Genomic DNA, 21,989 nt, shown 5'->3' with positions numbered 1-21,989 from the left:
GCATGAGCGCAGCCCTCTTCAATTATCGGTGGCCAGCAACGGCTTGCCGGGCACGGTCTGCCCGCCGTCACCGAGGCGCTTGCGCGCAATGCGTTGTTCTACCCAGCCAGCCAGGCGGGTCAGGCCGAAACACAGCAGGTAGTAGATGATCGCCAGGATGAAAAACACCTGGAACGGCTTGGTCAGCAACTGGTTGTTGACCTGGTTGGCGGCGAAGGTCACTTCCTGCACGTTGATCACGTAGCCCAGGGAGGTTTCCTTGATGATCGAGATGAACTGGCTGATCAGGCTGGGCAGCGCGTTGTACAACGCCTGGGGCAGGATCACCCACACCGTGGTGCGCACGTAGCCCAGGCCCAAGGCGCGGGACGCTTCATATTGCCCGCTCGGCAACGCCTGGATACCGCCGCGAATGATTTCGCACAGGTAGGCGCTCTGGTAGATCACCAGCGTGCAAAGCATGGTCATGAAGCCGGTGATGTTATGGCCGATCAACAACGGCACCAGGAAGTAGGTCCAGAAGATCACCATCAGCAGCGGAATGCCGCGCAGCACGTAGACCCACACCGTGGCCACCCAGTACAACCCCTTCCACGGCGACACCCGCGCCAGCGCCAGCAACAGGCCGAACGGGAACGCCAGCAGCAGCGCCAGCGCAGCCAGGATCAAGGTGCTGGCCAGGCCGCCCAAAGGACCGTGGGGATACTGGCCGATCAGGAACAGCGTCCAGTTGTTCTGCAGGATTTCAACGATATCGAACATCGCCATCTACCTCGCCAGGGCTTTGCTGAAGTGCCGGGCGAGCAACGCCCCGGCGCCCATCAGCAGCAGTGAAAACACCAGGTAGAACACCGTGGCCACCAGGTACGACTCGAACGTGCGGAACGTGTAGTTCTCCACTTCGCGGCTGGCGTAGGTCAGTTCCATCACGCCGATCGCCATGGCCAGGCTGGTGTTCTTGAACAGCAGCACGGTGTGGTTGATCAGCGACGGCAGGCAGTTGCGCACGCCCTGGGGCAGGATCACGTAGCGCATCGAACGCACGTAGCCCAGGCCCAGGGCGCGAGACGCTTCGGTCTGCCCGGCGGGAATCGCGCGCAGGCCGCTGCGCATGTCTTCACAGAAATACGCGGCCTGGCACAAGCCCAGGGCGATCACCGAAAACAGGTATTCGGTGTTGTGGCTGGCCAGCCACAGCTGCGCGTTTTCGCTGAGCAGGGTCGGCACGCCGAAGTACCACAGCATCAGTTGCACCAGGGTCGGCACGTTGCGGTGGTAGGACACGTATCCCGCCACCAGGCGGTCGGCCAGCTTGTTGCCGGTCAGACGCACCGTGACCAGCGTCAGCGCCAGAATCATCGCCAGCAGCCAGGCGAACAACGCCAGCTGCAAGGTCATTTCGATGCCCTTGACGATCAGCTCGGCGTACTCGCCTTGCAGAATCGCGGCCAAATCGAAGTCTTGCTTCATGGTCAATCCCTATCGGCATTGGGCTAGGGCAGGAATCAAAATCACCCGGCATGGCCGTGGCGGGATGCAGCGCTGACGGATCGATCCGTTCTGTTTTAGGGGGCTGTGGTTCAGCCCTGGTAATCCTGCGGACGCGCGGTGGAGAGCCCGCCCGGCACCTGCAAGGTCGGGGTGATTTCCATATGCCCGACGTTCACTGCAATCGGCGCGGCAATCGCAAAGGCGATGGCGTTGGCGATGTCTTCGGCCTGAGGCAGTTCGAAGCCTTCGACGAAGCGCTTGTAGGTCTCTTCGGAATCGCCGTGCACGTGGGCAAAAATGTCCGTGGCCACACGCCCCGGGCAGATCTCGGTGACCCGCACGCGCTTGCCGAACGCATCGATGCGCAGCTGCCGCGAGAGCATGCTCACCGCCGCCTTGGTCGCGTGGTAGGTGGAGTTGCCGCCAAAGTTATAGGCTGCGGCAATCGAGCTGATGTTGATGATGTGCCCGCAATCGCGCTCGACCATCCCCGGCAAGGCCAGGCGCGCCAGGTGCAGCACGGCGCGCAGGTTGACGTCGATCAGCAGGTCGATGCCGTCGGCGTCGGCCTTGAGCAGCGAGCCCGGTTTATCGACACCGGCGTTGTTGACCAGGATGTCGAAGGTGTTTTCCGCGAACAGCTGGGTCAAACCGGCGATATCGGTGACGTCGATGGCGTGGGCAATGCAGCCGGTCTTGGCCGCCAGTGCCTGCAACTTGTCGGCGCTGCGGGCCAGGGCATGCACTTGTACGCCTTCCTGGCACAGGCGCTCGACAACGGCGGCGCCGATGCCCGAGGAAGCCCCGGTGACCAGCGCGGTTTTGTAGTCGGAAAATGGCATGGGATGGTCCTTGTGCTACGGGTTATGGTTCGACTCTATCCAGCCTTCAGGCACTGGACCAAGACGCAATGGTTGTGTGGCGATAAGGCCTGCTTATGACGCGGCCAGCAGCTGGGAAATCGGCGTAATGTGCCCGCCCAGTTGCTCGATTTCCTCGCGAATGGTGCGCGCCAATTCGACCGCGCCGGGGGTGTCGCCGTGCAGCAGGATCGAATGGGCCGGCACCCGCAGCACCTTGCCGCTGAGGGCAGTGACGGTGCCCTCCTCCAGCAATTGGCGCACGCGCTTTAGTACCGCTGCCGGTTCCTTGATCACCGAGCCTTCGACCTTGCGCGGCACCAGCAGGCAATCGTCGTCATAGGCGCGGTCGGCCAGGAACGTGGTGGCGACGCGCAGGCCGCATTTCTCGGCGGCGCCTTCGATGGCGCGGCTGCTGGACGAGCTGATGATCAGCGTCGGGTCAAACGCCGCCACCGCCCGCACCAGCGGCTCGGCCAGCGCGGCATCAGCGGCGGCCATATTGCCGAGGGCGCCGTGGAAGCTCATATGGGTCATGCGATGGCCATTCACGGCGGCCAATCCGGCCAGGGCGCCGAGCTGGTAGATCACGTAGGTGGCCAGCTCCTTGATCTCGATATTCATCTGGCGCCGACCAAAGCCCATCAGGTCGGGGAAGCCCACATGGGCGCCAAGGTCGATGCCACCGGCCTTCGCCAGGCGCACGGTGGTGTCCATGATCAGCGGGTCGCCGGCGTGGTAGCCGCAGGCGACGTTGGCCGAGGAAATCAGGCTCATCAGTGCCTCGTCCTCACCCATGCGCCACGGGCCGAAGCCTTCGCCGAGGTCGGCGTTCAAATCGATCTTCATGCTTGCTGCTCCAGGCCCAAGAACGCTTCGCCGTAGCCGACGGTGGTGCCGCAGGGCACACGCACATCAATCACCCGTGCGGCCTCACGGCTGCGCTGCGGCAGCAGCAGGTCGCCGACTTGCAGCACCGCCACCAGTTGCCCGGCGCTGAGCGGATCGCCCACGGCCACGAAGGGTTCGCTGAGTTGCGGATGGGTCAGCAGCAAGCGACCCAGGCCGGTGGTGCGCAGCACCTTGTCCTCCACCGTCGCCACGGCAACGGGCGCCGCAACGCTGACCGCAGGCGCACCGCGCTTGAGCGTCAGGTGCGCCCCCGGGCGACTCAGTTCGGCGCCTGCCAGGTGGTGTTCCTTGAGCCACAGCGCCAGTTGGCGAATCTCCTCGATTGTCATGCTTTAACTCCCTCTCGGTGCAGGTCCACCAGGCGGCTGACTTCGCGCAGGTAACGGCGATTGGTTTCCAGGGCCTCGACCGCTTCCTCATAGCTGCACTCGACAAAGCGCACCTTGCTGCCAATGGGCGCCTGGCCGAGGCGCCACAGGTCGGCCTCGATCACGCTGCCAAACTTGGGGTAGCCGCCGCTGGGCTGGGCGTCGCGCATCTGGATGATCGGCTGGCCGCCATGGGGCACCTGGATCACGCCGGGCACGATGCCGTGGGAGCGGATTTCCATGGGTGCGATGGGCAGCAGCGGTTCGCCTTCCATGCGGTAGCCGTAGCGATTGCTCTGGGTGGTGATCTTCCACTCGCCGGCCCAGAACGCGGCGCGGGAGCCTTCCTGGAAACGCTCATATTCGGCGGCGGGCAACACACGCATGGCGGGCACACCGTCGATCTGCAACGGCAGCGCCAGGCTCGGCGCCAACACGCCGAAGTCCAACGGCAGCGGGCTGATGCCGGGGCGCAAGGCGGCGAGGCGATCCGCCTGCTGCAACGCCCGGCCGTCGAAACCACCAAACTCGCCGCGCAGTTGGGTACTGCGTGAGCCGAGCACCGACGGCACGTCCACACCGCCAGCGAGGCACAGGTAGGCGCGGCTGCCGGAGGTCGGGTAACCCAGGTGCAGTACCTGCCCTTCGCGGCCCTGGTACACCCAGTTCGGTGGCAATGGCTGGCCGTCCAGGGTTGCATCACAAGCGGCGCCGGTCACGGCAAAGGCGCAGTCGTGCAGCAGCCGCACTTCGAACGGGAACAACGGGATTTCAATCGCCGCAGCGTCTTCGGGATTGCCCAGCAACAGGTTGCCCAACGCCAGGGCCAGGTGGTCCATGGCGCCCGACGTGCCGACGCCTTGACCGAGGCTGCCGAAGCGGCCGAAGTCCTGCACGGTGGCCAGGGCGGTGGCCGATAGAATCTCGATCATCGAATGATCCTCTCGATGCGCAAGCGCAGGAAATCACCCGGCCGCAAGATCGCCGGCGGGGTTTGGGCGGGGTCGAAAAATGACATTTCGGTGCGGCCGATGGTGTTCCAGCCACTGGGGCCGGCCGACGCGGACACGCCGGTCTGCACGCCGCCGATGGACACTGACCCGGCGCCGATATTCAGCACCGGCACTTGCCGACGTGGCGTGGCCAGGCGCTGATCCATGCCGCCGAGGTAGCAGTAACCCGGGTGACTGCCCAAGGCGTACACCGGGTACAGCGGCTCGCAATGCAGGTTGGCGATGGTCTCGATGTCCAGCCCGGTGTGGGCGATCACATCAGCCATATGCGGGCCGAATTCGCCGCCGTAGACCACCGGCAACTCAACGATGCGCCCTTCCAGGGGCAGCGGCTCGCTGTGCTCCCAGGCGTGCAGCAGGCGCTCGCACAGCCCGTTCAATTCACGCGGCGGCTTGAGGAAGGTGAGCATCAGGTTGTTCATGCCGGGCACGGCTTCGTGGATTTCCGGCCACTCGCCGGCTTGCAGGGCCAGGTTCCAGATGCGCTGTTGCGGGGCCAGGTCCAGCTCGCCCGGCGCTTCAAACAACAGGGCGCTGGAGCCCAACAGGCTGATGGTCGGTGCGGTGCTCATGTCGGGCTCCTTTGCTGCAACCAGCGCTCCAGGTGATGAATATCGACACCGCCTACTTGAAAGGCCGGGTCTTCAAGAATGTCGCGGTGCAGCGGGATATTGGTGCTGATGCCCTCCACGATCATCTCGCTGAGTGCCAGGCGCATGCGCGCCATCGCTTCTTCGCGGGTGGCGCCGTGGGTGATGACCTTGGCCACCATCGAGTCGTAATACGGCGGCACGCGGTAGCCGGTGGTGACGTGGGAATCCACGCGCACGCCAAAGCCACCGGGTACTTCCCAGCGCTGGATCAAGCCAGGGGTGGGCATGAAGGTGCTCGGGTCTTCGGCGTTGATCCGGCATTCCAGGGAGTGGCCGTTGAGCTGCACATCCTCCTGGCGCAGGCTCAGCACTTCGCCGCGGGCCATGCGCAGTTGCTGCTGGACGATGTCGATGCCGGTGGTCATTTCGGTGACCGGGTGTTCCACCTGCAAGCGCGTGTTCATCTCGATGAAGAAGAACTCGCCGTCTTCGTAGAGGAATTCAAAAGTGCCGACGCCGCGATAACCGATCTGGCGGCACGCCTCGGCGCAGCGTTCGCCGACCTTGGCGATCAGCGCGGGATCGATCCCCGGGGCCGGGGCTTCTTCCAGCACCTTCTGGTGCCGGCGTTGCAGCGAGCAGTCACGGCAGCCGAGCCAGATCGCGTGGCCGTGGGCGTCGCACAGCACCTGGATTTCCACGTGGCGCGGGTGGCCGAGGAATTTCTCGATATACAGTTCCGGGTTGCCGAAGGCCAGCCGTGCTTCTTCACGGGTCAGGGCAATGGCGGCGAGCAATTCGGCTTGCTCCTGCACCACGCGCATACCGCGCCCGCCACCGCCACCGGCGGCCTTGACGATCACCGGGTAGCCAATCTCGGCGGCGATGGCGAGGATGCTCGCGTCGTCGCTGGGCATCGTCGAGTCCGGCCCCGGTACGCAGGGCACGCCGGCTTCACGCATGGCGCGCTTGGCGGCGACCTTGTCGCCCATGGTGCGGATGCACGCGGCGCTGGGGCCGATAAAGGTCAAACCCGCCGCCTCGATGCGTTCCGCGAAGCCGGCGTTTTCCGAAAGAAAGCCGTAGCCGGGATGGATCGCCTGGGCACCTGTGACCTTGGCCGCAAACAACAGCGCCGTCTGGTTGAGGTAGCTCAAGCCCGGCGCGGCCGGGCCGATGCATAGCGCTTCGTCGGCGTTTTGGACGTACTGCGCGTGACGGTCCGCTTCGGAGTACACCGCCACGGTCTTGATGCCCAGGCCATGACAGGCACGCTGAATGCGCAGGGCAATTTCGCCACGGTTGGCGATCAGCACTTTGTCGAACATTGAATTCACCTGCATAACAAATAAGGGTCAATCGAGGCGGAACAGCGCCTGGCCGGCGGCAACTTCAGCCCCGGCCTGGGCCAGGATCTCAGCCAGCTTGCCGGCCACCTTGGCCTTGACCGGGTGGAACATCTTCATCGCCTCGATCACCGCCACGGTCTGGCCGGCTTCGATGGCTTGCCCCACGGCTACAAACGCTGGCTCACCGACGGCGGGCGTCAGGTGCAGCACGCCGTAGAGACTGGCCTTGATCTCGATTGCCGCCGTTGGTTTTGCCGCAACCGGCGCTGCAACCACGCTGGGCGCAACACTGATCGCCGCCTGCCCCGCCTGCTTGAACAGCCGCAACGTGCTGTCGCCTTCGGTGAGGCTCAGTTCCAGCAGATCGGATTCGGCCAGCAAATCCATCAACCCCTTGATACGTGCTGAATCCATAGTTGGCCCCTGCCTGTCGAACGTGTCTTGAGTGGATGGGGCCAATCTACCGAGCCCCTCGAAAAGCGGCCAAGACGCTTTGGCTTTGGGGTGATAAGCCGCCCTTATGACCACTCAAACAGCGCTGCCACGCATCTGCGCCACCAGCTCCAGCAGGATCGCCTTGACCGCCTGGGCCGGCACCGACAGCGGCAAATGCCCGGACAGACACAACGCCAACGGCGCCTCCACTTCGGGCTCGACGATGCGGCACATGTGCACTGCCGGGTTGGCCGCCAGCACCCGCGCCGACGACTCCGGCAAGATGGTCGAGCCGAAGTGATCGGCCACAGCGGCGGTGAGCGTGGTGGACGACTCGATCTCGGCCACCACCCGTGCGCCGAGGCCGATGCGCAGGAAGGCTTCGTCCACCATGCGGCGCATCACGTTGTAGGGACGGGGCAGCAGCATGTCCATGTCGGCCAGTTCGGCCAGGGGAATGTCTGCGCGACCGGCAACCTCCGGATCGGCGCTGACCAGGTACAGTGGCTCGCGCAGCAGCGAGACAAAGCTCAAGCCGTGCACTTCGCGCCCGCCGTAGAGCACGGCCATGTCCATGCGGCCGTTCATGATCAGCTCGCTGAGGGTGGTGCCGAAGTTTTCGTTGAGGTACAGCAGGATGCCCGGGTGGCGCTCGCGCACGGTGCGCAGCAGCGGCAGCGACAAGGTTGACGCGGCGGTGCCCGGTGCGAGCCCTACCGAGACCTGCCCGGACAAGGCATGGCCGGTGGCGTTGATATCGCTCTGGGCCTGTTCGCATTGGCGCAGGATGATCTGCGCATGGCCGTACAGCACCTTGCCGGCTTCGGTCGGGGTGACGCCGCGCTTGGTGCGGATCAGCAGTTGTTGCTGCAACTCGGCTTCCAGGGTGGCCAGTTGTTGGCTGAGGGCGGGCTGGGCGACATGCAGCACGTCGGCGGCTTGGGTCATGCTGCCGATGTCCACCAGTTTCACGAAGTACTTCAATCGGCGCAGGTTCAAGTGGGCGGTGCTCTTGCTTGGGGTTGATGTTGCCTGTTCCGCCGCTATCGCAGGCAAGCCAGCTCCCCCATTTGGAATGTGTGGACACAGGGAGGTGTGAACACATTCAAGTGTGGGAGCTGGCTTGCCTGCGATAGCGATCGACCAGGCAGCGATACACCCAGCGGTTTTGCAAAAGCCACGCCATCGCGCCTCTTAGCCATAAGGCTTTGCTATGGCTACTCCAAAATAACCATTCCAAGCACCTGCGCGGCGCACGCCCCGCTGCACGCACCCTTTCAGTGCACCCCCAGCCATAAGCACTGCCTATCAACCCAGAACGATCTCATCTTATGAGCCCCTCCCCGCCGCCTCGTACTGTGGCCCCTGTCAACGCCATCAACGAGGAACGCCCCGTGACTGCCTCCCGCATCGCCGCCCGTGTGCAACGCATCAAACCATCGCCCAGCAGCGCCGCGTCCGACCGCGCCAACGAGTTGCGTCGCCAAGGCCAGTCCATCATCAACCTGGTGGTGGGCGAGCCGGATTTCGATACGCCGACCAATATCCGCCAGGCCGCCAGCGCCGCGATTGAACGTGGCGAAACTCGCTACACGCAAAACGCTGGCACCCCGGAACTGCGCCAGGCCATCGTCGCCAAGCTGGCCCGCGAAAACGGCCTGAGCTACAGCGCCAGCCAAGTGCTGGTCACCAGCGGCGCCAAAAGCGCGATCTTCAATGCGTTCGCCGCCACCCTGGGCGCGGGTGATGAAGTGCTGATCCCGGCGCCGTATTGGGTGTCGTACCCGGACATGGTGCTGGCCTGCGAAGGCGAGCCCGTGACCCTGGCCTGCCCGGAGCACGAAGGCTTCAAGCTGACCCCGGCACAACTGCGCAACGCAATCACCCCGCGCACCCGCTGGCTGCTGCTCAACTCGCCGAGCAACCCCACCGGCGCCAGCTACAGCGCCGCCGAATTACGTGCCCTGGCCGATGTGCTGCTGGACTTCCCCCACGTGCTGCTGATGACCGATGACATCTACGAGCACATCCGCTACGAAGGCCTGGACAACCCGCATATCCTCGCCATCGAGCCGGCCTTGAGCGAGCGCAGCCTGGTGGTCAACGGCGTGTCCAAGACCTATGCCATGACCGGCTGGCGCATCGGCTACGCCGCCGGCCCCGCCGACCTGATCGGGGCCATGGCGACGTTGCAATCGCAGTCCACCAGCAACGCCTGCTCGGTCAGCCAAGCGGCCGCCGTCGAAGCGCTGAATGGCGACCAAAGCTTCGTCAAACACAGCGTCGAGGTCTACCAGCAACGTCGCGACCGCTGCCTGGATCTGCTCAACGCCATCCCCGGCCTGAGCTGCCGCAAGCCCGACGGCGCGTTCTATTTGTATGTGAACTGCGGCGGCCTGCTGGGCAAAACCACCGCCGAGGGCCAGGTGCTCAACAGCGACAGCGAAGTGGTGATGTACCTGCTGGAAAGCCAGGGCGTGGCGGTAGTAGCCGGCACGGCCTATGGTTTGGCGCCGTTCTTCCGCATGTCGATTGCCACCGACATCGACACCCTCGACCAAGGCTGCGCGCGCATTGCCGCCGCCGTCGCCGCGTTGCGCTGAGGCCCTTGCGATGACCGTGGCGGCCCACCCTCCCCTGAGTTTCAAGCAAGCCTTGCTGGCGATGATCGGCATCTCGTTGGTGCTGATGCTCTCGGCGCTGGACCAGACCGTGATCGGCAACGCGTTGCCGAGCATCGTCGCCGAGTTGGACGGCTTTGAACTCTATGCGTGGGTCGCCACCGGTTATCTGCTGGCGTCCATCGTCACCATCCCGATTTTCGGGCGACTGGGGGATTACTACGGGCGCAAGCCGTTTGTGCTCGCCGCCACATTGATTTTCACCCTGGCCTCCCTGGCCTGCGCGCTGGCCAATGACATGCTGGTGTTGGTGATCGGCCGCGCGTTGCAAGGCGTTGGCGGCGGCATGCTGATCGGCACCGCCTTCGCCTGCATCCCGGAACTGTTTCCCGATACCCGCCAACGCCTGCGCTGGCAGATGCTGTTGAGCGCGCTGTTCAGCGTGGTCAATGCCATCGGCCCGGGGCTCGGCGGTTATCTCACCGGCGCCTTTGGCTGGCGCGCGGTGTTTTATATCAACCTGCCGCTGGGCTGTGTGGCGTTGTTGATTGCCTGGCGCTTCTTGCCTTGGTATCGACCGCAGCAACGGGTGGGCATCCGCCTCGATTGGCCCGGCGCGCTGTTGATCGCCCTGGCGTTGGGCAGCCTGCAATTGTTTGTGGAGTGGCTGGGGCATGCGAGCCTGGCGCTGAGTGCGGCGCTGGGCCTGGGTTGTATCGCGGCGGTGGTTGCGTTGTGGCATTGGGAGCGGCGTTGCCCCCACGCACTGTTGCCTGCTGCATTGTTCGGCCTGCCTAGCCTGCGCCTGTTGTTTATCTTGTCGGTGGCCGCCGGGGCGATCATGTTTTCGCTGCTGTTCTACCTGCCGCTGCTGCTGCAAGGCGCCTACGGTTATTCGCCCCAGGACGCCGGTTTGCTGATCACGCCGCTGGCGCTGAGCATCACCCTCGGGGCCATCGTCAACAGCCGCATCGTTACCCGTTTGCGCAACCCGAACTGGCTGCCGCTGGCGGGGTTTGTCGCGCTGTTGTTGGCGTGCCTCGGTTTGGCGGTGGTCGGGCGTGGGGCCTCGTTCAATGGGTTGCTCGGCCTGATTCTGCTGGCGGGGTTGGGCCTGGGGTTCATCCTGCTCAACCTCACGGTGTTCACCCAGACCTTGGCCGAGCGCCAGTTCCTCGGCATTGCCACGGCGCTGACCCAATCCCTGCGCCTGGTCGGCGGATTGCTCGGCACTGCCGGCATGGGCGTGCTGGTCAACCTGCTCTACAGCGCCAATGTGCAGCGGGTGTTTCTCGCGGCCGATCACGCCGAAGGGATCGCCCTCTACGCCGACCCGCAAACCCTGTTGCATGCCCGCCTCGAAGCCTCGCCCTGGCTGGACCTGGCCCGAGATGCGCTGGCCCAGTCCGTCGGCGTGGGCCTGTTGCTGTGCGCCGGCATCGGCGTGCTCGCCCTGTTCATCCTGTACCGCTTGCCGCCGGTGCGACTGCATGTCGTGCCCGCCACCGTTGCTCCTGAAAAATAAGAAAAATTTTACTGCCGCCTTTGACTGCCCTCAAAAAACCTAACACGCATGGGGATGACACCGATGGAGCTTTTCAATCGCGCACCAACCGTACTCGCCGGCCTTTGCGGCCTGATGATCGCCCAGCAGGGCTACGCCGCCGGCCTGGTGGAAGACAGCAAGCTCAACGTGCTGGCCCGCAACTTCTTCAGTAACGCCGACAACCGCAGCGGCGCGGCCGACCCCAACTACACCCAGGAATGGGGCCAGGGTTTTATCGCCAACTTCGAGTCGGGTTTCACCCAGGGCACCGTGGGCTTCGGCGTGGACGCCATCGGCATGTTCGGCGTGCGCCTGGACTCGGGCAAAGGCCGTCACTACAACCCGCAAAGCACTGCGTTCAACGGCAATATCTTCCCCACTGACCATGACGGCCGCGCCGTGGACGAATTCGGCAGCCTGGGCCTCACCGCCAAGGCCCGCTTCGCCAAGACCGAACTGAAATACGGCACCCTGGTACCGATGCTGCCGGTGGTGATGTCCACCGACCGCATGCTGCAACAGACCTTCAACGGCGGCCAGGTGCAGTCCAAGGACCTCGACCACTTCACCTTCACCCTCGGCCAGCTGGAACACGTGAAAGGCCGTGGGTCGAGCGACCAGATGGGCATGTCGATCCCCGGCGCCAACAACGCGGTAACCGGCACCTTCGTCAACAAGTTCTACTACGGTGGCGTCGACTACAAACCGACCAAAGACCTGACGTTGCAGTACTACTACGGCAACCTGCAGGACTTCTACAAACAGCACTTCCTGGGCCTCAAATACGACTGGCAGATCGGCCCCGGCACCCTGCGCACCGACCTGCGCCACTTCGACAACCGCTCCGACGGCGCCAACAGCAACGACCCGGCCTACTACACCCTCGGCTACTACGGCGACGGCGTGACCAAGGGCAAAGTCGACAGCCGCCTGAGCAGCGCGCAATTCACCTACCTGGTCAACGGCCACACGATTGCCGCCGGCCTGCAACAAGTCAGCGGCGACAGCGACGCGGTGTGGTTGAACCAGGGCGACGGTTCCACGGCGTACTTCATGACCGAGTCGATGGTCGGCAAATTCCAGCGCGCCGGCGAGACCACCTGGCAGGTGAAATACGGCTATGACTTCGCCTCGGTCGGCGTACCGGGTTTGAGCTTCATGGGCATGTACGAAAGCGGCTCGAACATCCGCACCCCGACGGGGGATAAAAGCGAATGGGAGCGTAACTTGACGGTGAGTTATGTGGTGCAACAAGGGCCGTTGAAGAACCTGAGCATTGCGTTGCGCCATGCGTCGTTGCGTACTGAGGTGACGACGCAGCGGGACAGTGATGAGCATCGGGTGATCGTTAGCTATCCGATCAGCATTCTGTAAGGCCAGGTACAGTTCTCAAGCTTGATGAAAATCAAATGTGGGAGCTGGCTTGCCTGCGATGGCGGTGGGTCAGGCAGCACATGAGTCGCCTGTGCCGCCGTCATCGCAGGCAAGCCAGCTCCCACATTTTGAACTGCGCTACGGCTGGCTTAGGTGTTCCAAGGTATAGCGCAGCGACGCGGGCAGCATCGGCCCATGCCCCAACCCGGGGAATGCCTGATACCGCACCGTCAACCCCTCCACCCGCTGCAAATCCGCCAGCAATTTCTTCGCCGCCCCATCCCCTTTCGGCCCGACCTGCCGGGACGGGCTCGCCGGTTCCTCGTCCCCGCGCATCATCAGCAGCGTCGGATGCTTGCCCTTCAAGCGTTGCGCCAACCCTTCGGCGTGTATCACCCCGCCGTTCCACCACAACGACGGGCTGGCCGCCGCGAATTCGTCAAACGCATCCGGCCGGGTCATCAGGGTGTACAGCACCAATAACCCGCCATAGGAATGCCCCCACAACAGCTGCCGTTTGGGTTTCTCTTCCAGGCGCTGGTTGATCAGCGGGCGGATCTGTTGCGTGAGCAGGTCGAGGAACTGCTCTGCGCCGCCGCTGGCCACGTCGGTCAGTGGGTCGCGCTGGGCACCCTCGCCCACGCGCGGTGTGTAGTCGAAGGTGCGCGCGTTGCGTTCGATGCGCAGCGGTGTGGCGTATCCCACTGCCACCAGCACCGGCGGCGTGGGGCTGTGGGACAGGCGGTTGAGCAGCGCGGTGTCCAGCGCCGCCATGGCGGCGTTGCCGTCCAGCAGGTAGGCGACCGGGTTGGCCGCGCTGACCTTGAGCGGGCGCCCCAGCCAGATGCGGTAGTGCCGCGCGCCGTCGGCGGAGTCCAGCGCCAGGGTGCTGAAGCTGTAGTCGCTGGCTTCACGCAACACCGGGGCGTCCATCAACTGATCCGGCGCAGGCTTGGCGTAGACGAACGAGGTAAAAAGCAGCGCCAGAAAAATCCCCCGGCGCATCAGAACGACGCCGTCAGGCTGGTGAACAAGGTCCGCCCGGACTGGTTGTAGGTGGCCGCGCCCGCACCGTCGATGTTGTTCACGCCCTGGGCATTGCCTTCGCGCCACAGGCGTTTGTCGAAGACGTTATCCACGCCCGCCGTGAGGCTCAGGTTCTTGGTGATCGCATAGGTGCCGCTGACACCGGCAATCGCATACGGCGACAGCTGGTTGTTCGACGAGCCGGTCACGCGGTAGCCGTGGTAGTCGTATTTTTTCGGCGTCTGCTTGCCGTACCAGGCCACGTTCGCTTGCAAGGACAGGTCTTGCGTGGCCTGCCAGTCGAGCATCGAATTGAGGGTGTACTTGGGCGTGACCGAGAGCACATCGCCGGTCTGTTTGTTTTTCGATTGCAGCATGTAGGTGAAGTTGTTGGTCCAGGTCAGCGAATCGGCCAACGGCAATGTGAGGTTGCCTTCGAGCCCTTCGACCAGCGCCTTGGGCACGTTTTCCCACTGGAACACGTTGGCCCCGGCCGTGGTGCCCGTGCCGCCGGTGGCGGTGCCGACCGGGGTCAGGCCTGACTCGATCTTGTTCTTGTAGTCGTTGCGGAAATACGTCAGCCCCGCGACCACGCCGGCGTTGCGGTACTCGATCCCCAGCTCTTTGTTGACGCTGGTTTCTGCTTCAAGGTCGGCGTTGCCTTGCAGGTAGCAGCTCTTGGTCGAGCCGTAGCAACCCTGGCCGTTGCTGTACAGCAGGTAGTTGGGGTTGAGCTGATAGAGGTTCGGCGCCTTGTACGAGCGGGCGATGCCGGCCTTCAAGGTCAGGGTGTCGGTGAGCACCTGGGACAGGTTCAGCGACGGGCTCCAGTTGTCGCCGACGATATCGTGGTGGTCCAGGCGCAGGCCGGGCGTCAGGCGCGTGCCGGGGCGCAGTTCGATGTTGTCTTCGGCAAACACCGAGAAGATCCGCGACGACGAGGTGCTGCTGCGGTTGGTACTGGTCAGCCCGGCCACGCTGCCGCCGGCGGTGGTGGTCTGGGTGTTGGCGCTCGGGTCATCGAGCTTGGACTCGACCCACTCGGTGCCCAGGGTCAGCACCTGTTCAAAACCGGCGTGCAGCGGCAGGCTGACTTCGCCGTGGGCGGTCAGGTCGCGCAGGGTGGTGGTGTAGAAATCGGTGTTGGCGAAGATGCCTTCGGTGCCGCCCGCGAGGCCCTCGTTGATGCGGCTGTTGCGGGTCTTTTCGTATTGCAGGTAGGCCAGGCTGCTGCCGAAATCCCATTCGCCACGGTGGGTCAGCGCGTAGTGTTCGCGGTAGAGGATGTTGGTCTCATGGCCGAGCATGCTTTTCACGCTGGCGTTGCTGTTGGTGTTCTGCGTGTCGCCGGTGTAGATGTTGCCCTGGCGGCTGAAACCGGCCTCCAGATCGAGGGTTTGCTCGGGGGTCATTTTCCAGCTGAGCAAGCCGTTGACGTCCTTGTTGCGCACGCCTTCGCGCCCCGCTGGCAGCGTGCCGATCTGGTTGCCGTAGCGCGTCGATTCGTGGCCGCTGTTGATGTCGGCGTCGTCAGCATTCGTCTTGGCGATGTTGCCGTACACGCGGTAGCTGAGGTTATCGGTGAGGGGGCCGTTGAGGCCGAAGTTCATGCGCTCGGTCTCGCCCTCTTCCTTGTGCTGGGCGAAGTTGTGGTAGATCGTCGCCGAGCCGTGGGTTTCGGTGCCGGGTTGCTTGGTGATGATGTTGACCACGCCACCTGCCGCGCCATTGCCGTAACGCGCGGCGGCCGGGCCACGGATGACTTCGATGCGCTCCACTTGATCGGCCGGCACCCAGTTGGTGTCGCCCCGGCTGTCCCGCTCGCCGCGCCAGCCGTAGCGCACCGAATTGCGGCTGCTTACCGGCTTGCCGTCCACCAGGATCAGGGTGTTTTCCGGGCCCATGCCACGGATGTCGATCTGCCGGTTGTTGCCACGCTGGCCGCTGCTGGAGTTGCCGGTGAGGTTGACGCCGGGCATGGTGCGGATGATTTCCGAGAGGTCATTGGCCGGCGGGCGCTTCTTGATGTCGTCGGCGGTGATGATCGACACGCCGGGCATCTGCTTGATCTCTTCCTGCGCGGTGCCCAACACGGTCTGGGTCGGCAGTTCCATCTGCGCGGGCGCCTCGGCCTCGGCGGCGAAACCGGCGACGGGCAACAGGCTGCAAATACTCACGGCAAGCAGGGACAAGCGGAACATGGGGCGATCTCCAAACGTCAACCCGACCGATAGCGGCGGGCCATCAAAGATCGCAGATGATAATCAGATGCAATAACGAGTAAAGAAACTTAACTTTCTAAACATTTGCCGCCGGCAGGCGCAGGTTCATGCGCAGGCCCTGGCTGCCACAGGTGGCCCACAGCGCCCCGCCCTGCAATTCGATGGCACGGCGGGCGATGCTCAAGCCCAGGCCAAAGCCGCTGCCGACGGTGCCGTCCAGGCGCAAGTAGGCTTCGAAGATGCGCTCTAGGTCGGCCTCGGCAACGCCGGGGCCCTGGTCTTCGATCACCAGGCACCAGTTTTCGCCTTCACGCTGGCCGCTCAAACGGATCACGCCGTTGTGCGGCGAATGGCGGATGGCATTGCGCAGGATATTTTCCAGGGCCTGGGCGAAGCTGTTGAGGTGCACGTGCAGCAGGCAGGTGCTGTCCAATTCACACACCAACGCTTCCAGCGGCCAGCCGGTTTCGAAATGCGCGTCTTGCACCAGGGCTTCCCACACCGAGGCCACCACCACCTCTTCGGCTTCAAGGCGCGGTTTTTCGGTGTCGAGCCAGGCCAGGTTGAGGGAGTCGTCCACCAGCCGGCGCATTTCCTCCACCTCGCGGGACAGGCGCTGCTGCAACTGCTCGGGCGGCAGGCCGCTGTCGCTGGCGATCTTCAAGCGCGCCAGCGGCGTGCGGATTTCATGGGACAAGGTGCGCAGCAACTGGCGCTGCTGGTTGAGGCTCTGGCGCAAGCGCTCGGCCATGTGTTCGTAGGCGCGGGCCAACTCGCCCAATTCATCCGGGCGCCGGGTCACGCTGCTGCTGGCCAGCGGCGCCAGGTCGCCCGCACTCAGCGCATTGGCGCGCTCGCGCAGTTCATTCAGCGGCTGCACCAGGTGCCGGTACAGCAGCAAGCCCAGGCCCAGCGCCAACAGCACCGGCACCACGCCGTGGGTGAACACGTGGGTCCACGGCGTCAGCCCCGGCGGCAGCAGGCGTTCGGGCAATTGCATCACCAGCTGGCCGCGTTCCGGGTGCTGGGGAAAGGCGATGCTGACGTAGGGCAGTTCATCGTCGAGGCGCTTGCTCATCGGCCAACTGAGCTTGCGCATGAAGGTCAGGTGGCTGACCTGCTCGGCATTCAGCGGCGTGGTGCCGAGGCTATGCAGATAGTCATCCAGCACAGCGACCCAGGTGTGTTCGCGCTGCTGCAAGGCCAGGCGCCAGCGCTCTACGGCGTCGGCATCGCCAGTGGCGGCTACCTGCTCAGCCTCGGCGGCATACGCGGCCAACGCGATGCGGTCCGGCGCTTCCAGAAAGTAGGTGTTGCGCTCCACCTGCAAGCCCCAGCTCCACACCAGCCACACCAGCAGCACGCAGAAGCCCACTTGCAGCAGTGCCATTTTCCACAGCAAGGGGTGGCGACGCTGCATCAAGCGCCTGCGCACATCAGCACGTAGCCTTGGTGACGCACGGCGTCGATACGCAGGCCCTGCACGTCGATGGCCGCGAGTTTGCGCCGCAGGTTGCACACATGCACATCCAGGCCACGGTCCAGGCGGGTGTAGGGCCGATGCAGCACGTGTTGATAGAGGAAGGCCTTGGTCAGTGCTTCACCCGCGTGTTCGTGGAGGGTGCACAGCAGGCGGAATTCCGAGGAGGTGAGCCCGGCCGCTACGCCGTTGAAGCTGACGTCACGCCCATAGCTGTCGAACGCCAATGCCGACGGGCGCGCCAGCAACTGCGGCGCACGTGTCCCGCAATCGATCGCCACGCGGCGCAGCAACGCGTCGATGCGCACGTCGAGTTCGGCCAGGCTGAACGGCTTGGGCAGGTAATCATCCGCGCCCTGGCTGAAGCCGGTGATACGGTCCTGCTCGGCGCCCAGGGCCGACATGAGGATCACCGGCGTACCGCGCTCATGGCGCAGGCGCGCGAGGATATTCAGCCCGCTTTCGTTGGGCAGCATGATGTCCAGCAGGATCAGCTCCACTGGCGAATGCAGGGCCATGTCCAGGCCTTGATCGCCGCGATGGGCGCTGTTCAAGGCAAAGCCACGGCGGCTCAGGTGGTTGCTGAGATGGGTGCACAGTTCGACGTCATCCTCGATGATGAGGATGCGCGGGGTGGGCGGCGGCGAGGCTAGATGATAAGTATTCACAATTACGTCAGTTTCGCATTCGACGAAACATTTCGCAATGTTCACTGACACAGCACATTCCAACTGTGGGAGCTGGCTTGTGTGGGAGCTGGCTTGCCTGCGATGCGGGCACCTCGGTATGGCAGTGACACCGCGGCGCTGCTATCGCGGGCAAGCCCGCTCCCACACTTAATCAGGCCACACCGGTTCTCCCAGGTTGAGCATCAGGCGATTCGCCCAGGCGAAAATCGCAATCGCATGGATCAAATCCAGAATCTCGCCATCCCCCAACCCTTGCTCACGCAGCGGCACCAACGACGCGGCATCGATCTCTCCAGGAACCAGCGTCAGGTCAATCGCAAACTGCACAATCGCCCGCTCCCGTGGCGTCGTACCGGCCGTGTATGGATCAGCGAACACCTGGGCAATCACCTCATTGCGCTTGGCCAACTGCTCAAACCGCTGGGCATGCACCGAGGCGCAGAACACGCATTCGTTGATGCGCGACACCACCGCACTGGCCAACTCGCGCTCGGCCCGCGACAGCCCGCCCGGCGCGTACATGATCGCGTTGAACGCCAATGAGCGTTGGCGCAGCACTTCGGGTTGGTGGATCAGCGTCAGGTAGTACTGCGAGACCTTGGCCTGGGGATGGCTCTCTTCCAGCACGGCGATCTGCGCAGGGTTGGCCTGGGCCAGGTCGAGGGTCGGCAGCCAGGCTTTCCAGCCCAGGCTGCGGTTGGTGAAGCCTTGGATATCCAGGGGTGCGCTCATCGCAGTTGCTCCAGGGCCTTGAGCCCGCTGGCCAGGCGTACCTGGTAGGAAATAAAGGCGATCAACTGGCCGAGGGTGACCACGTCGATGGTTTCCAGACCAGCGTCGAGCAACGCCGTCAGGGCCTGGCGATCACCTTCCACGGGCTTCAGCACCAGGGTGCGGGTGAAGTCGAGGATAGCTTTGAGACGCGGCGAATCCTCGCTCGCGGGCAACGCTTGCAGGCGTTCCAGATAGTGCGCGGCCAGCTCCGGCTGCGGGGTCAGTTGGCTGGCGTATTCGGCCACCAGCAGGCGTTCCTGCAAGCTCAGGCTGCCGGGCAAATCCTCGGCAAACAGCGCCTGGTAACTGCCTTCGGTGGCGTCGGTGACTTTCGCCCGCGCCTGGCGCAAGCCTTGCACCGGGCTGTCGGCGCCGAGCAGCAGGTGGGTCAGCAGGTCGGGTAACGCAGGATTGTTCATTGCAACTCCTTGGATTGCGCGCGGCGCTCGGCCACGGCGTTTTGCAGAAACTCCAGCACCGCGTGCCATGACTGCTCATTGGCCTGGGCGTTGGCCTCAGGCTGGCCGTCATCGGCGTAGGTGGTGGGTATGTAGGGCAGCAAAATGCTGTGGCCGGCCAGCGGAAAATCCCGTTGCAGCACCGGCCAGGGGTGATTGAACTGTTGGAGCCGCGCGCCGACCATCTGCCCGAAACGGCTGGACGGCCACGCCGCGTCATCGCCAGCGGTCAAGGTCAGCACCGGCCCGCGAATACGCTCGACGGGGATGCGCGCACGCTCCACCGCATCGGCATCCTCCAGGGCGCTGTTCATCGACACGGCATTGCGCAACCCCGCATCGCGGGCGGCCCAGTTTGCATGGCGATTGTGGTTCCACACATGCACCAGGGGCTCGCCGCGATACAACCACGCGGGGCCATCGCGCCCTACCCTCGGGTCGGCGGCGGCCTGCCCGCCATGCACCAACGCGCTCGGGACGTAGCCAACCACTGCCGCGACGGAGTCAGGAAACAGGCTGGCCAGCAACAACACCAACTCGCCGCCACGGGACTGGCCACTCAGCGCGATAAAGTCATCGGCCGGCGCCAGCTCGCGGCGCATCCACGCCAGCCCAGTCTCGAAGTACTCCAGCGGCGTGTTGGAGATGTAATCCGACAGCCCCGGCGCCTTGAAATAGCCCAACGCCAACGCGCTGTAACCCCGCGAGGCATACAGCGCCGCGCGGGCTTCGTTGATGCCGCCGCCGGAGCCATTGAGCACCATCACCGCCGGATGCGGCCCCGCGCCGGGCGGTTGGAACAAGGTGCCCACCAGGCCGTCTTCGCGCACTTCACGCCGGGTTACGCCAGCAGCGGCCAGGCGTTGCACCAACACCAGCGCCTGGTCCTGAACCTCGATACGGGTGTGCAACGGCTCCAGCACCGCATCGGGAAACACCGCCGCGCTGTGGCCCTGTTCAAGATGCTGGCTCCACAACAAGCCCATGCCCGAGACACCGTGATAATCCCCGGCCACCGGCGCATCCCGGTCAAGATCCACCCGCCCCTGCGCGTCGGCCACAAACGTTGCCGCACTGCGCCACGCGCGCCCGCCGCCACGCAAGGTGCGGCTGGTCAACGTCACGTGCGCGCCCGGCGCGAGCCCTTCGACGACGATGTGGCGCGGCTCATCCAACAGGCCGTCGAGAGGCGTAATTGCCAAACGCGCCATTACTTTTCCTCCGTCACCATCGCGGCGGTGGTGCGGTCGCTGACCAGCGGATCAACGCGCAGGCCTTTGCGAGCCGCCCAGATATTCTGGTAGTGGAACAGCGGCAGGATGCCCACGTCGTCGCTCACCCGTTGCACCGAATCGCGCAGGATCGCTTCGCGCTTGGCGTCATCGAACTCGGCCGACGACAGCTCCAGATCCTTGTCCACCTGCGGGTTGCTGTAGCGGCCCCAGTTCGACGAACCCTGGCCCTTGCTCGGGTCGGCGCTGGCCAACACATTGAGCAGGCCATAACCCGCCTCGCCGGTGCCATTGCCCCAGGCGATCACCGTGACGGCGTATTCGTTTTTATTGGCGCGGGCGGCGTAGACCGACCAGGGCACCACCTGCAAATCCACCTTGATGCCGATCCGGGCCCAGAACTGCGCCACGGCTTGCATGCTTTCCGGGGCCAGCGGGTAACGGTCGCCGGGCACGTGTACGGTCAACTGGAAACCGTCCGGGAAGCCCGCGTCGGCCAGCAGCTTTTTCGCCTGGGCCGGGTCGTTGGGGATGTTCTTGACGTCGGTGTTGTAGCCGATGGTATCGGCGGGCATCCATTGGTTGGCTTCGGTCACGGTGTTTTGCAGGATGCGTTCGACAATCGCCTTGCGGTTGATCGCCAGCGACAGCGCCTGGCGCACCCGCACATCACGCAGCGGGTTTTCGGCCAGCGGCTTGCCGGCGTTGTCACGCACAAACTCATTCGGCCCGGCACGGAAGCTTGGCTGGATCAGCAGCGCGCGCAACCCCGGGTAGGCAAACACCTTGACGCTCGGCGTGGCCTGCAACTTCTTCACGTCCTGCGGCGAAACCTTGTCGATCACATCCACATCGCCCGCGAGCAACGCGGCGGTGCGGCCGGCCGGGTTGGCAATGAAACGATAATCCACCGTGTCCCACAGCGGCTGCGTGCCCCAGTAATCCTTGTTGCGCTCGAACAGCGTGCGGTCGCCCTGGGCGTAGGACACCAAGCGATAAGGCCCGGTGCCGATCACCGCCTTGCCGCTGTTGTAATCCTCGGTGCCGGACGTGGCGCCGATATGCCGGCTGACGATGTACACCGAGTCGATGTTCTGCACCAGCAACGGGTTCGGCACCGAGGTCTTGACTCGCAACGTGTAAGGGTCCGGCGCGCTCACCGATTCCACCGTGCGCAGGCTGCTGGAATACGGCGCGACGCTGCCGGGCACGTTGCGCGCACGCTCCAGGGAGAACACCAAATCGTCGGCGGTGAACGGCTGGCCATCCTGCCACTTCACGCCCTGGCGGATCTTGAATTCCCAGGTGTTGGCGTCGATGGCTTTCCAGCTCTCGGCCAGGCCCGGCAGGTTCTTGTCATCGCGACGGTCCAGCAGGGATTCCCACACGTGCAGCGCCAGCGAGCGGTCGCCGGCGTGGTTGTTCAGTTGCGGGTCCAACGACGACACCGGGTCGGCATAGGCAATGCGCAAGGACTGGGCGGATGCCCCGGTGGCGCCGCTCATCAGCGCGGCAGTCAGTAACGTCAGCAGCAAGGGCTTCATGG

At 64.4% G+C, this 21,989-nt stretch carries 21 protein-coding genes; 3 read left to right on the top strand and 18 right to left on the bottom strand.

Going from position 1 to position 21,989, the window contains the following annotated elements:
- Window positions 1-18: 18 nt before the first annotated feature.
- The 10 genes from ACU688_RS04970 to nac form a co-directional block, all read right to left on the bottom strand.
- Window positions 19-762 carry an amino acid ABC transporter permease gene (locus tag ACU688_RS04970; RefSeq protein WP_257783295.1) on the bottom strand — a complete coding sequence of 248 codons (744 nt, stop codon included), beginning with the start codon at window positions 760-762 and terminating at the stop codon, window positions 19-21.
- Between the two features lie 6 nt (window positions 763-768).
- Window positions 769-1,470 (bottom strand): amino acid ABC transporter permease, encoded by a 702-nt coding sequence (locus ACU688_RS04965; protein ID WP_017737198.1) that lies wholly within the window; start codon window positions 1,468-1,470, stop codon window positions 769-771.
- Between the two features lie 110 nt (window positions 1,471-1,580).
- Window positions 1,581-2,333, bottom strand: coding sequence for an SDR family oxidoreductase (locus ACU688_RS04960; protein ID WP_124528601.1), 753 nt, complete (start codon window positions 2,331-2,333; stop codon window positions 1,581-1,583).
- Window positions 2,334-2,426: 93 nt separating this feature from the next.
- Window positions 2,427-3,200, bottom strand: a complete 774-nt coding sequence (locus ACU688_RS04955; protein WP_448183860.1) for a LamB/YcsF family protein — start codon at window positions 3,198-3,200, stop codon at window positions 2,427-2,429.
- Entirely contained in the window at window positions 3,197-3,592 is a 396-nt protein-coding gene (locus ACU688_RS04950) for a biotin/lipoyl attachment domain-containing protein (RefSeq protein ID WP_448183859.1), read from the bottom strand. The genes ACU688_RS04955 and ACU688_RS04950 overlap by 4 nt, the downstream gene beginning before the upstream one ends.
- On the bottom strand, window positions 3,589-4,563 hold the full coding sequence (locus ACU688_RS04945) for a 5-oxoprolinase subunit C family protein (protein WP_448183858.1): 975 nt from the start codon (window positions 4,561-4,563) through the stop codon (window positions 3,589-3,591). The genes ACU688_RS04950 and ACU688_RS04945 overlap by 4 nt, the downstream gene beginning before the upstream one ends.
- Window positions 4,560-5,216, bottom strand: a complete 657-nt coding sequence (gene pxpB / locus ACU688_RS04940) for a 5-oxoprolinase subunit PxpB (protein WP_448183857.1) — start codon at window positions 5,214-5,216, stop codon at window positions 4,560-4,562. Before pxpB ends, ACU688_RS04945 begins: the two co-directional genes overlap by 4 nt.
- The gene (gene accC / locus ACU688_RS04935) at window positions 5,213-6,565 is read right to left on the bottom strand and encodes an acetyl-CoA carboxylase biotin carboxylase subunit (RefSeq protein ID WP_448183856.1); all 1,353 of its coding nucleotides are present in this window, start codon (window positions 6,563-6,565) and stop codon (window positions 5,213-5,215) included. Before accC ends, pxpB begins: the two co-directional genes overlap by 4 nt.
- Before the next feature lie 27 nt (window positions 6,566-6,592).
- Complete coding sequence (locus ACU688_RS04930; RefSeq protein WP_448183855.1) at window positions 6,593-7,000, bottom strand: acetyl-CoA carboxylase biotin carboxyl carrier protein; 408 nt, start codon at window positions 6,998-7,000, stop codon at window positions 6,593-6,595.
- A 114-nt stretch (window positions 7,001-7,114) separates the two neighbouring features.
- Window positions 7,115-8,020 (bottom strand): nitrogen assimilation transcriptional regulator NAC, encoded by a 906-nt coding sequence (gene nac, locus ACU688_RS04925; RefSeq protein ID WP_017737190.1) that lies wholly within the window; start codon window positions 8,018-8,020, stop codon window positions 7,115-7,117.
- 395 nt (window positions 8,021-8,415) lie between these two features.
- Here nac and ACU688_RS04920 point away from each other — a divergent pair, with 395 nt between their 5' ends.
- From ACU688_RS04920 to ACU688_RS04910, 3 genes are all read left to right on the top strand, one after another.
- Entirely contained in the window at window positions 8,416-9,624 is a 1,209-nt protein-coding gene (locus ACU688_RS04920) for an aspartate transaminase (protein ID WP_448183854.1), read from the top strand.
- 10 nt (window positions 9,625-9,634) lie between these two features.
- Window positions 9,635-11,167, top strand: coding sequence for an MFS transporter (locus ACU688_RS04915; protein ID WP_448183853.1), 1,533 nt, complete (start codon window positions 9,635-9,637; stop codon window positions 11,165-11,167).
- Window positions 11,168-11,230: 63 nt separating this feature from the next.
- Entirely contained in the window at window positions 11,231-12,562 is a 1,332-nt protein-coding gene (locus tag ACU688_RS04910; protein ID WP_448183852.1) for an OprD family porin, read from the top strand.
- A gap of 138 nt (window positions 12,563-12,700) precedes the next feature.
- Here ACU688_RS04910 and ACU688_RS04905 read toward each other — a convergent pair whose 3' ends face one another.
- The 8 genes from ACU688_RS04905 to ACU688_RS04870 all read right to left on the bottom strand — a co-directional run bounded on the left by ACU688_RS04905 (window position 12,701) and on the right by ACU688_RS04870 (window position 21,987).
- A complete protein-coding gene (locus tag ACU688_RS04905; RefSeq protein WP_448183851.1) occupies window positions 12,701-13,567 on the bottom strand; it encodes an alpha/beta hydrolase in 867 nt (288 codons plus the stop codon).
- Window positions 13,567-15,789 carry a TonB-dependent siderophore receptor gene (locus tag ACU688_RS04900; RefSeq protein WP_448183850.1) on the bottom strand — a complete coding sequence of 741 codons (2,223 nt, stop codon included), beginning with the start codon at window positions 15,787-15,789 and terminating at the stop codon, window positions 13,567-13,569. The genes ACU688_RS04905 and ACU688_RS04900 overlap by 1 nt, the downstream gene beginning before the upstream one ends.
- Window positions 15,790-15,886: 97 nt before the next feature.
- Window positions 15,887-17,230: a HAMP domain-containing sensor histidine kinase gene (locus tag ACU688_RS04895; protein WP_448183849.1), complete on the bottom strand. Its 1,344-nt coding sequence runs from the start codon at window positions 17,228-17,230 to the stop codon at window positions 15,887-15,889.
- Window positions 17,230-17,958 (bottom strand): response regulator transcription factor, encoded by a 729-nt coding sequence (locus ACU688_RS04890; protein ID WP_448183848.1) that lies wholly within the window; start codon window positions 17,956-17,958, stop codon window positions 17,230-17,232. The genes ACU688_RS04895 and ACU688_RS04890 overlap by 1 nt, the downstream gene beginning before the upstream one ends.
- Window positions 17,959-18,126: 168 nt before the next feature.
- Entirely contained in the window at window positions 18,127-18,711 is a 585-nt protein-coding gene (locus ACU688_RS04885) for a peroxidase-related enzyme (RefSeq protein WP_448183847.1), read from the bottom strand.
- A complete protein-coding gene (locus ACU688_RS04880) occupies window positions 18,708-19,172 on the bottom strand; it encodes a CMD domain-containing protein (protein WP_448183846.1) in 465 nt (154 codons plus the stop codon). The genes ACU688_RS04885 and ACU688_RS04880 overlap by 4 nt, the downstream gene beginning before the upstream one ends.
- Window positions 19,169-20,422 (bottom strand): acyl-CoA thioesterase/bile acid-CoA:amino acid N-acyltransferase family protein, encoded by a 1,254-nt coding sequence (locus tag ACU688_RS04875; protein ID WP_448183845.1) that lies wholly within the window; start codon window positions 20,420-20,422, stop codon window positions 19,169-19,171. The genes ACU688_RS04880 and ACU688_RS04875 overlap by 4 nt, the downstream gene beginning before the upstream one ends.
- Complete coding sequence (locus ACU688_RS04870) at window positions 20,422-21,987, bottom strand: ABC transporter substrate-binding protein (protein WP_448183844.1); 1,566 nt, start codon at window positions 21,985-21,987, stop codon at window positions 20,422-20,424. Before ACU688_RS04870 ends, ACU688_RS04875 begins: the two co-directional genes overlap by 1 nt.
- Between the last annotated feature and the right edge of the window lie 2 nt (window positions 21,988-21,989).

Source organism: Pseudomonas acericola (SeqCode), from assembly GCF_053456465.1.
The sequence above is the reverse complement of the archived record's forward strand: the minus strand, read 5'-3'. Positions and strand labels throughout refer to the sequence as shown.

Coding starts and splice junctions, on each gene's coding strand:
- ACU688_RS04910 (WP_448183852.1), top strand. CDS start 11,231: ATGGAGCTTTTCAATCGCGCACCAACCGTACTCGCCGGCCTTTGCGGC.
- ACU688_RS04955 (WP_448183860.1), bottom strand. CDS start 3,200: ATGAAGATCGATTTGAACGCCGACCTCGGCGAAGGCTTCGGCCCGTGG.
- ACU688_RS04880 (WP_448183846.1), bottom strand. CDS start 19,172: ATGAACAATCCTGCGTTACCCGACCTGCTGACCCACCTGCTGCTCGGC.
- ACU688_RS04875 (WP_448183845.1), bottom strand. CDS start 20,422: ATGGCGCGTTTGGCAATTACGCCTCTCGACGGCCTGTTGGATGAGCCG.
- ACU688_RS04900 (WP_448183850.1), bottom strand. CDS start 15,789: ATGTTCCGCTTGTCCCTGCTTGCCGTGAGTATTTGCAGCCTGTTGCCC.
- ACU688_RS04895 (WP_448183849.1), bottom strand. CDS start 17,230: ATGCAGCGTCGCCACCCCTTGCTGTGGAAAATGGCACTGCTGCAAGTG.
- ACU688_RS04930 (WP_448183855.1), bottom strand. CDS start 7,000: ATGGATTCAGCACGTATCAAGGGGTTGATGGATTTGCTGGCCGAATCC.
- pxpB (WP_448183857.1), bottom strand. CDS start 5,216: ATGAGCACCGCACCGACCATCAGCCTGTTGGGCTCCAGCGCCCTGTTG.
- ACU688_RS04915 (WP_448183853.1), top strand. CDS start 9,635: ATGACCGTGGCGGCCCACCCTCCCCTGAGTTTCAAGCAAGCCTTGCTG.
- ACU688_RS04965 (WP_017737198.1), bottom strand. CDS start 1,470: ATGAAGCAAGACTTCGATTTGGCCGCGATTCTGCAAGGCGAGTACGCC.
- ACU688_RS04970 (WP_257783295.1), bottom strand. CDS start 762: ATGTTCGATATCGTTGAAATCCTGCAGAACAACTGGACGCTGTTCCTG.
- ACU688_RS04945 (WP_448183858.1), bottom strand. CDS start 4,563: ATGATCGAGATTCTATCGGCCACCGCCCTGGCCACCGTGCAGGACTTC.
- ACU688_RS04950 (WP_448183859.1), bottom strand. CDS start 3,592: ATGACAATCGAGGAGATTCGCCAACTGGCGCTGTGGCTCAAGGAACAC.
- ACU688_RS04870 (WP_448183844.1), bottom strand. CDS start 21,987: ATGAAGCCCTTGCTGCTGACGTTACTGACTGCCGCGCTGATGAGCGGC.
- ACU688_RS04885 (WP_448183847.1), bottom strand. CDS start 18,711: ATGAGCGCACCCCTGGATATCCAAGGCTTCACCAACCGCAGCCTGGGC.
- ACU688_RS04905 (WP_448183851.1), bottom strand. CDS start 13,567: ATGCGCCGGGGGATTTTTCTGGCGCTGCTTTTTACCTCGTTCGTCTAC.
- ACU688_RS04960 (WP_124528601.1), bottom strand. CDS start 2,333: ATGCCATTTTCCGACTACAAAACCGCGCTGGTCACCGGGGCTTCCTCG.
- accC (WP_448183856.1), bottom strand. CDS start 6,565: ATGTTCGACAAAGTGCTGATCGCCAACCGTGGCGAAATTGCCCTGCGC.